At 50.2% G+C, this 12,850-nt stretch carries 5 protein-coding genes; all 5 read left to right on the plus strand.

Annotation, left to right across the window (positions count from 1 at the left end; translation table 11 throughout):
- Window positions 1-1,439, plus strand: a 1,439-nt coding sequence (locus V6C93_RS29220) for a CHAT domain-containing protein (RefSeq protein WP_333480190.1), incomplete at its 5' end; no start/stop codon positions are given.
- A gap of 553 nt (window positions 1,440-1,992) precedes the next feature.
- The gene (locus tag V6C93_RS29225; RefSeq protein WP_333480191.1) at window positions 1,993-2,910 is read left to right on the plus strand and encodes a DUF7507 domain-containing protein; all 918 of its coding nucleotides are present in this window, start codon (window positions 1,993-1,995) and stop codon (window positions 2,908-2,910) included.
- Complete coding sequence (locus tag V6C93_RS29230) at window positions 2,907-7,367, plus strand: hypothetical protein (protein WP_333480192.1); 4,461 nt, start codon at window positions 2,907-2,909, stop codon at window positions 7,365-7,367. Before V6C93_RS29225 ends, V6C93_RS29230 begins: the two co-directional genes overlap by 4 nt.
- 11 nt (window positions 7,368-7,378) lie before the next feature.
- Window positions 7,379-9,622 (plus strand): OmpA family protein, encoded by a 2,244-nt coding sequence (locus tag V6C93_RS29235; RefSeq protein WP_333480193.1) that lies wholly within the window; start codon window positions 7,379-7,381, stop codon window positions 9,620-9,622.
- Window positions 9,622-12,588: a DUF6923 family protein gene (locus V6C93_RS29240; protein ID WP_333480194.1), complete on the plus strand. Its 2,967-nt coding sequence runs from the start codon at window positions 9,622-9,624 to the stop codon at window positions 12,586-12,588. The genes V6C93_RS29235 and V6C93_RS29240 overlap by 1 nt, the downstream gene beginning before the upstream one ends.
- Window positions 12,589-12,850 lie beyond the last annotated feature (262 nt).

Genomic DNA, 12,850 nt, shown 5'->3' on the forward strand with positions numbered 1-12,850 from the left:
CCAAGCCCGTTGACCCACCCAAACCCGTCAACCCACTCCCGAAACCTACTGTCTCCCCCACCCCAACCATACCGTCTATCTATGGGGTTGACCTGACGCTTTCCCAAGGCAAACCTGCCTTACAGCCCATTCAAAACAGTAACTCCCAGCCCCTGGAGAAGGGCGTAGAGACGCTTGACAAGTCAGCCAGCAGCCCTTTTACGCAATATCTCGGATTGGGCGATGTATCGGGTGTCACTTTGGAACAAGCGCAAAATCTGCTACGCGGCATCGAAAGCGTTACTGGAGTAAAACCTGCGGTTATTTATGCCGTATTTGTTCCTGCCACCATTACGCCAGTTCCGGCTGCGGGTGGAGAATTAGATGAAGATGCAGCAGACCTTTTACTGTTGCGTTCCCTGGCTCCTAGTCCGAGCGATCGCCTAGAACTCATTCTAATTACTGGGCAAGGCAAACCGATCCGGAAATCCATTAACATCACCAGAGCGGAAGTCATCGCAATGGCGACGAAGTTTCGTTACACCGTTACCAACGCGCGTGATTCTCTAGGCTATCTCGCCCCAGCTCAACAAATGTATCAATGGCTGTTTGCTCCTTTAGAAGCCGACATCGAGCAACGAGGGATTAAAAATCTGGTCTACATTACCGATACTGGCCTACGCACCATCCCGTTAGCGGCTCTCCACGATGGGAAAGGGTTTATTGTAGAACGATACAGCATGGGCTTAATGCCGAGCCTCTCCCTGACAGATACTCGTTACGGGAATATCCACTCATCCCATGTGCTGGCAATGGGGGCAAGCTTGTTTAAAGACTACAGACCCTTACCCGCTGTGCCTATAGAATTGAAAGCCATTACCCATTTTTGGCAGGGTAAATCGTTCCTCAACCAAGGCTTTACCCTAGAAAACCTGAAGTTACAACGGGCGCAAACCCCTTTTGGTATTATTCACCTAGCAACTCATGCCGAATTTGTGCCAGGGAAACCGGCGAACTCTTACATTCAGTTGGAAGACCGGAAGTTGGCTCCCATGCAACTGAAGTCTATAGGCTGGGCTGTACCACCCGTCGAGTTATTGGTACTCTCTGCCTGTCGCACGGCGGTAGGAGATGAGGAAGTAGAATTAGGCTTTGCCGGGTTAGCCGTGCAAGCTGGAGTTAAATCCGCCTTAGCCAGTCTTTGGTATGTCAATGATGAAGCCACCTTGGGGTTAATGAGCGAGTTTTACCAACAGCTGACAACAGCCCCAATTAAAGCGGAAGCTCTGCGAAAAGTACAGCTGGAAATGATATCAGGAAAGGTGCAAATCAAAAATCAGCAGTTGATTACAAGCGAGGGCAAGCTTCCTTTACCGCCAGAGTTAACCGGCGGTGGTAATCGAGATTTTTCCCATCCTTACTACTGGAGTGGTTTTACGATGATTGGAAACCCCTGGTAACTCTGGGACACTTCATTACTGCGGGTTGGTATTACTAAAACTTACATATTGACAAAATCTAAAAACTAGGCTAGTTTTTTTGATGTTCTTTGCAACAATTGTTTAAAAATTACGCATTGACACCAACCCAAAAACCTAGGTTAATACGTATTACTCGTTATACAGTTGTGGAACTTACCGAGAAGTTCGATAGACTCCAAGAAAGAAACCAAAAACCCTATTGTTCTTAACTTAAGCTAGCAACATCCGGCTCTGGGCTCTCGGCATTGTACCTTGATTACAGCTAGATTATTTCCATCACCAAACTAGTGAAACCCTTGCTGTAAATGCCTGCTGTTACAGTTCAAAAAGCGAGTTGTGTATTACACAGGTAGCCAACTCTACTCCTTCTCAGCATCAGGAAATCTACTAAACCCTTACAATCATTCGTCTCTTTCGTCATCAGGGCATCTACATAAATCTACATCTACCAAGCGTTCATCAGGGTATCTACAAAATTCAACTTTTACTCTAACCTTATACAAGAAAACCCATTCCAGGGTGCTACCTTCTGATGAAATCTCCAATACAGCAGTTGGGAAGCATTAGTCTGCTTCTCCCTGCATTTTTGACCGCGTTCTTCGTCGCTGGTGCGTCACCGCTTGCCGCTCAAAATGAAATCAAAAATTCCGCTTCCGCTTCGGGCGGGAATTTACCCAACGTTGTTCAGTCTAATGAGACTGTATTGACGGCTGGTCAAGCCATTCTTCAGTTAGTTAAAACCGCAGATCGTGCCGCTGCCGAACCCGGTGATACTGTCATATACCGCCTCGCACTGACAAACTCCGGATCGGTTCCAGCCAATCAGATTACGATCACCGACACGCCACCACTCGGCGTAAGGTTTTTGCCCGAGTCGTTGCAAGGCGCACTCACCACTGGCGGTACAACCACACCCGTGAGTTTGCCTCCGCCCGTAACCGCAGACCGACAAACCACTTTTACCTATCCAACCCTCAATCCGGGGGAAACACTCACGGTAATTTATGCCTCCGTAGTCACACCAGACGCCGTTCGAGGAGACGGCAGAAATGTGGCACGAGAGCCTCGAAGCAATCTGGCGGCCTTTCAGCTGCGGATTCGACAAGGAATTTTATCCGACTGCGGTACCCTCATCGGTCGGGTATTTATCGATAAAAACTTTGATGGTCATCAGCAACCCGGAGAGCCAGGAGTCCCCAATGCTGTGGTTTACACAGAAGATGGCAATCGGATCACCACCGATGCCAATGGCTTGTTCTCATTAAATAACGTGATCGCCGGACCGCACACCGCCACGTTGGATTTGAGCAGCCTGCCTGGATACAGTCTTGCTCCGAACACCAAATTTATAGAAGGCAATAGTCAGTCGCGCCTCGTGCGACTAGAACCGGGCGGAATGGCTCGGGTCAATTTTGCCGTGACACCAGCCTATGGGGAGCAGCAGCGATGAAACGCCCTCAAGAAAAGCTCAAACGTTTTGCAAACGCTAATTCTGCATTCGTGAAGGATGCGAACCTGTCCCGTTCCCAAAACGGCAAACAGTTGAATAGTCTGGATAATAAATGGGTGGCTTTTTACCTATTCCTATCTAGAAGATGGTTTCCCTCACTTAGCCTTGGTCTACTTACCACGTTACTCACAGCGATGGGAATTCTCCCTAAGGCTCATGCTGATGAACTGCCTAGGGACTGGGAACTGGGAACTGTGCAACCAGTTGGGGAAGATTCGAGAGTAGAGGAACACCGGAGCTTTACTGATAGCGATCGCATAGCGCTAGAAAGCTGGCACAGTAAAGTGGGACAAACTCCGGAATTACAGCCGGAGAAATTCTCCTTGAGTTCCTTCGCCTCCTCTGCTAAGCCTGCTTTAGGTGTGGCTAACTCGCTCGAACGTAAGAGTGAAGAGAATACTCCTCAGTTAGTGGAATTAGACGCAGAAGAGCCCCCTAAATCCCCCTTAAAAAGGGAGACTGATCCTGCTCCTGCAAAGGCCAAAGAACAGGTAGAGCAAACCCTTCCTGTTACAGAAGAGAGTGTTTCCCTAAAGTCAATGCTGAGGGATCGCGCATCAGAAGTCAGTAGTAGGGACAGTGCCCCTGTGCCGGCCCTGGACTCCGGAGTCAGTGAAAAACCACAACTGACAATTGACACAAGCGAAACGCTTGTAGGAGAACAACTGTCGGAGGGACAAACCGATCATTCTGGAAGACTCCCCAGAAAACAGGATATCCTGGCTCCAACAAACGATCGCGATCGCATCAGGATACTATCACCTGCGATCGCCCTCACACAAAACACCCCCCCAGCCACAAACTCAGCCGAACTTGCTCCAGGCACCGTTCGCATCCTCACTCCCCAAAGTGGAGTAACTAGTAATCGCTCGACTAACCTAGTCATTCAGTACAACGCCAATGACACCATCCAGGTTAGCGTTAACCAAAAACCTCTCGACCCGAAGACGAATACTCAGCAGAACCAAGATCAGACTCAAAACCTGATTAACCAGGCTTGGTACAACATCCCGCTAGAAGAGGGAGAAAACACCCTCACCGTCCAGGCGGGGAACGGGACACCTGTCAGCATTCAGGTTACGGTCAAAAAAACAGCCTTAAAACTGGAATTTTCCCCCGTCGGTGACCCCCGCGTTGCAGCGGATGGTCGCTCCACCCTCACCCTCTCTGGACGCATTACCGACGAAAACGGTCAACTCCTGAGCCAAGATACCCTCGTCACCCTGACAGCTAGCGCGGGTCAGTTTGTCGGTGCCGACCAAGACAAAGACCAGCCTGGTTTCCAGGTGATGGCACGGGGAGGAGAATTCACCGCCCAACTCCAATCCAGCCTAGACGCTCAAAAGGTTCAAGTTCGTGCCGCCGTGGACGAGTCGGAAGTTGGAAAGTTAAATGCTGAACATTCAAACCAACCCTCCAACCTTCAAACTTCAAACCTTCCAACCCCAAACATTCAACCCTCCAACCTTCAACCTTCAACTCCTCTTGAAGCCTATACCCAAGTCGAGTTCATTACCAATTTACGCCCCTCTTTGGTTTCTGGGGTGATCGACCTCAGAATAGGGCCATCCGGGACAAACTTCTGGGGAAGGCGACGAGACTTTCTCAATCCAGAGACGATCGACGACGGCACCCAATTCGACCTACAAGGCGCAGTCTTTGCCACCGGACGAGTGGGCGAGTGGCTGTTCACTGGCGCTTACAACAGTGCTCGCAACCTCAACGAAACGTGTGATGGCATCACCCGCCTCTTCCGGGAACAGCAGTTTTGCGAACAACAATACCCGGTAACGGGCGATAGCTCCACCGTCAATTACCTCACCCCCTCTACCGATAGCGTTTATCTCCGCTTCGAGCGCAATGCAGGAGCAGGAAAAGAACCTGACTACGTGATGTGGGGCGATTACAACAGCAACGAATTTGCCAGAGAATCCCAACTGTTTACGGCAACCACCCGTCAGTTGCACGGCTTCAAGGGAAATTACAACTTTGGCAATCTGCAACTCACCGCCATGTTCTCCCGCGACCTCCAAGGCTTCCAGCGGGATACGATCGCACCTAATGGCACTAGTGGCTATTATTTCCTCTCCCGACGACGCCTGGTTCCGGGCAGCGAGAACGTGTTTATCGAAACCGAAGAAGCCAATCGTCCTGGTACGGTCATTTCTCGCAAACCCTTGGGGCGGGGGCCGGATTATGAAGTTGATTACGATCGCGGAACCCTCCTGTTTCGTCGTCCCGTTCTCGCCACAGAATTTGCCTTCTTTGACGCACCGATTAGTGAGCCTGGTGTTGGCTCAACCCTACTCGTGCGGAAAATTGTAGTTACCTACCAGTACGAAGGTGCTGAAAACGGTGATACAAATCTCTATGGAGGGCGGGCGCAATACAACTTCTCCCAAGCCTTCAAGCAAGAAAGCTGGGTTGCCGCCACTTATTTTCGCCAAGAACAGGGAATCCAAGACTTTGAACTGTATGGCGCAGACTTCCGGATTGCGGTCGGCAGCGAGGGGTCAGTGATTGGGGAAGTGGCTCGTTCTCATAATGACTCTCTGTTCCAAGGCAACGTCTCCGGTTCCGCTTATCGCTTAGAAGCCAATGCCACCATTCTCCCCGGTCTGAACGGACGAGCATATTACCGCTCCGTTGACGAAAACTTTAGTAACGATGCCACCCTCAGCTTTACCCCTGGACAGACTCGATATGGTGCTGCGATCGCCTATGCGATCGGTTCCAGCACCACGTTCCGCGCTGGGTACGATTACGAAGAAAACTTCGGCGTCTCTCCCCTCGTCCGCACTGACTTCTTCGACCTATTCAACCCAGGCGTCGCCGTCCCTCCCGGCAGTGCCGTCAACAACTCCCTGAGAACCATCAGCGCCGGGGTACAACAAAAGTTCGGCAGTGCAGCATTAAGTGTTGATTTTGTCAATCGTGATCGCGAAGACCGCGCCAGCAATGTCTTCAGTGGCAATGCATCCCAACTCGTTTCTCGCCTGGGTCTCCCCATCACCGAAAGCCTTACCTTCCTGGCACAAAACGAACTCAGTTTCGGGCGTAATGACCCGCTCTACCCCAACCGCACCACTGTAGGGATGGATTGGAAAGCTTATCCCGGCGTAACCGTGCGTCTCGCCCACCAGTTCTTTGACGGCGGTATCTTGGGCAATGACTCGATTACCAGCCTCGACACGCTGCTGTCTCATAACATCTGGGACAACACAACCATCACCGGTCGCTACTCCGTGATTAGTGGCTTCAATGGGGTGACAGGACAGGGGGCTGTAGGACTGAATCACCGTTGGACCGTTTCCCCTGGATTACTGGTAAATCTGGGTTACGAGCACACCTTTAGTAACACCTCAATTGCTACAGCGGCTGGGGTGCGCTTTGCTCAACCTTATACCGTTGGTCAAACCGCCGCTTCCCTCGCGCTATTGGGTGGGGATGTCTTCAACGTAGGGGTTGAATACACGGATAATCCCGATTTCAAAGCCTCTGCCCGGATAGAACACCGCACCGGTTCCGGCAACGACAACACCGTGTTCTCGATCGCAGGCGCGGGCAAACTCTCTCCCTCCTTAACCCTGCTCGCCCGCTACGAGCAAGCCAACTTTGCTAACCAACTGATTGAGGGGCTCAAGGACACGGCAACGCTACGGATGGGATTAGCCTATCGCGACCCGAATAGCGATCGCTGGAATGCCCTGCTGCGTTATGAGTACCGCAAAAATCCCTCCACGATTCCCGAAACCCTACTCTTTGGCAGTGGTACCGGTGCAACCGAACACCTATTTGCCGGAGAAGCGATTTTTGCTCCGAGTTGGCGCTGGGAATTTTATGGCAAAGGGGCATTGCGTTATAGCAATACTGATTTAGCCAATAACTTCTCCAATTCTTCCACCGTCTTTCTTACCCAACTCCGGGCGGCTTACCGCCTGAACTACCGGATGGATCTGGCAGTAGAAGGACGGTGGATCGGTCAGAACGCTCCCAGTTACAGCGAAACGGGCGTGGCAGTGGAAACCGGTTATTACCTAACACCCGACTTACGCATTGCTCTCGGTTATAGCTTTGGTGGCGTAGATGACCGCGACTTTACTGGCTATCGCTCCAAAGGAGGCATTTACTTTGGAGTCACCTTTAAAGTCAACGAACTGTTTGGTGGTTTTGGGCGGCAAAGAGTGGTGCCACGCCAACAGCAGGAATCGGAGACAAAACCTGTTGCTAACGAGCAAAAACCTCAGACCCAAGGAAGTTCGGGAGTCGAGAAGCAGGGGGGACAAGCAGGACAAGGGGGAAATTCCAGCACGTCCTTAGTTCCCTCTTTTGCCTCCCCGGCTACCCCAAGCAACGGCGAGACCCTGCGCCCTTCTAATACCACGAGTGAGGAGTAAATAAGTTAGGCGTGGAATATAAGTTATTTGGATTTTCGAGAGTACGGGGAGTCAAAGGTCAACCAGCCAAGGTTAAAAAAGAGTTCAACAACCATCCTTGGGCTTTTTTCCTTTTGACGTTTGACGTTCTTCTGCTGGGTGTTTTAACGACACCGATGAGAGCCACTGCTCAGCCCGCAAATTCTGTATCGGTGGTAGTTAATAGTAACCAGGATGGCTCAGTCCAACCCGATGATGGCTTAACTTTGCGGGAGGCGATCGCAATTGTCAATGGTCAGCTGAGTGTTGAACGCTTGAGTCAGGCTGAAAAAGCACAGGTTAGACCCCTAGACCCCAATACACCCTCCCGAATTGAGTTCAATTTACCCCCCGACCAAACCACCATTCAACTCCAAACCGTCTTACCTCCCCTAGCCAGTCCGGGGCTGGTGGTGGATGGTACAACTCAACCAAGTTATGATGCCAAGCGCTCTGCAACCGCCGCACAAATTGAAGTCCCTACTCCTGTGGTTGCTCTAGTACCCGCACCCGACCAAGAGGTTTTACGCGGACTCACAATTGTTGCGGATAACGTGACCGTTCGGGGTTTGAGCATCTACGGCTTTGGCAAGTTAGGTGGAGCCACACTCAACACGCCACCCGGTGATATTGTCATCGACCGGGGACGGCCATACCCCGATGTAACAACACAACCCCCTAACTCTAATTTTGACTTGCGATCGCCTAGAGTCAGCTCCAAAGCCAGAGAATCCGCACCACCGAAGAATGTTGTCATTGAACAGAATTGGTTGGGTATCCCGCCGACTGGGCAAATGCCCAATCAGTTATCTGCCTTTGGCGTGTACGTCTTTAATAGTCTAGGTACCACCATCCAACGCAACCGAATTTCAAACCATGAGGGCAGTGGTATTATTACCTCCGCTCAAGCCCAGAATTTGCTGGTAACCGACAACATGATTATGGGTAATGGACTGACTGGAATGCCGGATGCCATTCGCCTCGAAGGGGAAATTGACAACTCGCAAATTGCAGGGAATTTGATTTGTGGCAACGATGGAAGTGGGGTGTATCTGTTTAAGCCAAACGGTTCTGTGCAGATTCGCAATAACCAAATCACATTCAACGGCAGACGTTTGCGTCGGGCGGCGGTTTACCTGATGGGAAATAATCATCGGGTCATGGATAACCAAATTAGTGAGCAGGCGGGGCCGGGTGTTGTGGTCACGGCTTATCCCAAAAACGATGTCCAGCGGAATCGCTCATCTTCACGCAACATGATTGAGAACAATCGTTTTGCGCAACTCGAAGGGTTGAGTATTGACCTCAACACACAGCAAAATGTTGGCGTAGTTGAGTTTCAACGCGGCGATGGCCCCAACCCCCCGCGCAATTCCCCCAACCGACGCGAAGAAACGGGCAACGCAGCGATTAATGCGCCTCAGTTTCTCAGTTCGGAGTTTTTTGTTTTAGGAAGAGAGGTCAAGCTCTTTGGTAAGGCCGATCCGGGTTCAATGGTTGAAATCTATCGAGTTCAGGCAACGACAGAGAGTCGTTATGGCCCATTGAGTGAACCCCTGACCCGTGTATCGACAGATGAAAAGGGAGAATTTAGCGTCACACTCGATACTTTACAGCCTGGAGAAACAGTCAGTGCGATCGCAACCCATCCCCAGTATGGCACCTCTGAACCCGCGCTCAATGCCAGGGTAGTGGCGGCAGATGGTACGGCAACGGCAGCAATAGACAGACAACCGCCTGTAATTCCTCAGTGCCTGGTTGCACAAACACCCCCAACTCCCACAGAGCCAACCCCCCCAGAACCAGCTCCTCCACCAGAACAACTAAGGCTCTCTCTAGCGCGGAATATCCATTTCGCTCTCGACCAATCCACCATCAGTGCGGAAAGCGCCGCCATCCTCGACCAAATTGTGGCAGTGATGCGGTCTTATCCATTTCTCACGGTTGATATTCAGGGTCACACCGATCCCCGTGCCAGTGATGCCTACAACCAAGCCTTAGGAATGCGTCGTGCGATCGCCGCACGAAATTACCTATTGCGTCAAGGAATTGCTCCAGAACGCTTGACAATTCGGTCATTTGGTGAAGTGAAACGCAAAACCACGGGCACTGACGTTGTGGATTATGCACGCTATCGCCGCGTGGAGTTCATCTTCCAAGACACGAGAGGCTTGGAAATCATTTTTGAAAATCAAGAAACCGACTTGCAAGTAGAACCGAGGGGAGGAGCGAGGTAGTGCAGCGCAATCAAGAGCGAATCGGCGTCCAGACGTGGAAAAAAAAAGTCCGAATATTGATCAGCTTGGTTTTGTCTTCTGCGAATAAAGTCATGCCCCGTCGGAGTCAGGGGGGGATGTGGCGCTATCCAAAAGTATCGCTTCTGTTCCGGAAGTTCGGGTATGCGCTAATCAGCCTCTTGACTCTTTTGGCGGTGGTGGTGAGCTACTACCCGCCAGCCTTAACACAGAGTGCTCCGGGAAGTTTCATTTGCGATCGTACCTTGTACATCAGTCGAGGAGCAACAAACACTACACTCTCTAGCGTCATTACGACGCCCAGTTTTGGTTTAACCGACATCGGTACGGCAAATCAGCCTGGACAGAATAATGAGTATAACGCCATCGGTTTCAATGTTAAAGATGGCTTTCTTTACGGTATAGCACCCGATTCTAATAACGTTGATTCTGGCTTTGGAGCAAACCCTCCAGCAATTTATCGAATTGATAACGCAGGACAACCTACTCGACTCCCAGGTTTCCCAACTGGTGTACCAGCCTTCCCAATATTTTTAGGGCCAACCAACGGCGATCAGCGTCAGGTTTTCGCTGGCGATATTGATAGAAATGGAATCTACTTTGTCTATATTACTGTCAGCGCTCCTGCGCCTGCGGGTCAACCCAACCTTTTCGCGATCGATTTAACCACTAATAATATAGTCAGATCGCTGACACTCGCAGGTACTAACTTTGCCGACATTTCCTTCAATCCCGTGGATGATCAGCTCTATGCGTTTGACAATACCCTAAAACAGATGGCTCGCATCGACCCGACGACTGGCGCAGTCACCTACTTTGGTGCGGCACAACCCCCCAATAATATAGCAATTGTCGGTGCATCTTTCTTTGATGCGTTTGGTAACTTTTACATCTACGACACTAATGGTAGTGTATTGGTCGCACGTAATCTTTCGTTTTCCAACGCCGTTACATTTGAATTACTAGGGAATGCTGGAACTGTTTCAAGATTTGACGGTGCATCCTGTGCTTACGCGCCGATTGTGGAGAAAGTTGTCAATCCTCCGTCAGTACCTGCTAATGGCATCGTCACTTACACCTATCGTCTCGCTAACCAACTAGGACAGCCATTAAGTACTGCCAACTTGACTTTCACCGACCAGTTGCCTGCTGGGTTAATCTACATCGATCAAACACTCAACAATAGTAGCGTGGGTGGAACCCCTAACGCTTATGGCGGAACTTCACTGTTGCAAATTGCAGGGATTACCATCCCACCTAGAGGTTCTGTTGAAATCAGCGTGAATGTCCGAGTGAAACCGACCACAGCTCCTGGCCCAATCTTGAATCAAGCCATTGTCAATAACATTCCGCCTATTCCAGGTCTGAACCTTCCGCAGACCATTAATTCTGATTTTCCCCCTACAGGAAACTACCCCGATCCGACACCCATAACAGTCCCTCCAACTCCACTCATTGGTTTGGCTAAGAGACTAGTATCGAACGAGAATCTGGGTGGCGGGAACTACCGTATTACTTACGAATTTGTGGTCAACAATGCAGGAAACGTTGCCCTCAGTAATGTCCAGGTCATTGAAGATTTAGTCACCCCTCCTAGTGGTCCCTTTGCCAACACACCATTCACTGTGAATAGCGTTTCTAGTCCCAGTGGCAACCTGACAGTTAACACTAGCTACAATGGTCGCACTGACACCAATCTCCTGGCAGGAACAGCTAACACCTTAGCTCTGGGCGAATCAAAAACAATTCAACTCGTGATGACGGTCACCCCTGGTACCAACCTTGGCCCTTACAACAACCAAGCAAGGGCAACAGGAACAGGTCTGGGTCCTAATGGTACACCGATTCAGGTTGAGGACTTATCTCAAAATGGCGTCAACTCAGACCCCGACAATGATGGCAACCCAACCAACAACAACGACCCCACACCAGTCAGTTTCAACCAAAGACCGGCTTTAGGAGTTGCCAAGGAAGTCGTTTCCATCGTCCCTGCGGATGGCGGAAACTTCACCGTAACTTACAGAGTTCGCGCCCGAAACTCCGGGGAAGCGACACTCACCAATCTCCAGCTTACGGAGAACCTTGCCACAACCTTCGACACCATCCCGTTTACAGTTCCTGCCAATAGTGTCACAAGTCCTAATGGCAACCTCACGCCTAATCCCAACTACAATGGCCGTGCTGACACCAACTTGCTTGCCGGTACAGATACATTAGCCGTTGGCGAAACAAAAGTCATTGAATTCATCGTGATTATCACGCCTGGTAACCAAACTCGTACTTATGAAAATCAGGTACAAGGAATCGCTCAAAGTCCTTTTGGCTCAGTAACTGACCAATCACAAGCGGGGATTAACCCAGACCCCGATAACAATGGTGACCCAACCGATAACAACGACAAGACTCCATTAGATGTAGGGCCAAACTTACGCTTGGTGAAACGGATTACAAATGTAACCAGAAGTGGTGCGCCGATTAGTGGAATTGACTTTCAGAGCTTTGTTGATAAGCTCGATGACCGCAACGACAATGTTTCTGGTTGGTCTCAGCTTCCGGGTGGAGTTCTTGCAGGAGTTTTTCGCATCGGTTCCGATGCTCTCTTACAAACTGGAGATGAAGTCGAATACACCGTCTATTACCTCTCTGATGGAACTCAACTCGTCAGCGATGCCAAAGTCTGTGACCCCATTCCAGAGAAAACCACATTTATTCCCGACAGTTTTCAAGTCGGTCAAGGTATTTTGTTGAATCAACAGTCAACAAATACATCCCTAACTAACGCTCCAGATACAGACAAAGGGACATTCTTCTCCCGTCTAACCCCAGTTACCTCTCCCTGTCCCAACACCAACAACTCCAACGGGTCAATCTTAGTGAATCTGGGAGATCTGCCCACTACATCCCCAAGCAACGTTGGTTTTGTCCGCTTCCGCGTAAAAATTGATTAACCGTTAGTAGATGAGCTAGGGGTAGAGAGGGTCATGCCCACTCTACTCCTATAGATAGGTTTGGTAACTGTAGCAAAACGGTAATATCAACTCTTCTGGTTTCATCATCTGGCAACAGAGTAATCCGCTCTTTTGGTTAGCAAAATCCAGAATAAGTGTAAGCGCTCTTTGTAGCCGCACTTAAGCACGAGCCATCTCAAACATGTGGGATGGCTTAAATTTCAATAATCTATAAGCAATTCAACGGACTTGATTGGCAACG

This window comes from Allocoleopsis sp. (assembly GCF_036703385.1).
Taxonomy (GTDB): Bacteria; Cyanobacteriota; Cyanobacteriia; order Cyanobacteriales; family Coleofasciculaceae; genus Allocoleopsis.

Coding starts and splice junctions, on each gene's coding strand:
- V6C93_RS29225 (WP_333480191.1), top strand. CDS start 1,993: ATGAAATCTCCAATACAGCAGTTGGGAAGCATTAGTCTGCTTCTCCCT.
- V6C93_RS29230 (WP_333480192.1), top strand. CDS start 2,907: ATGAAACGCCCTCAAGAAAAGCTCAAACGTTTTGCAAACGCTAATTCT.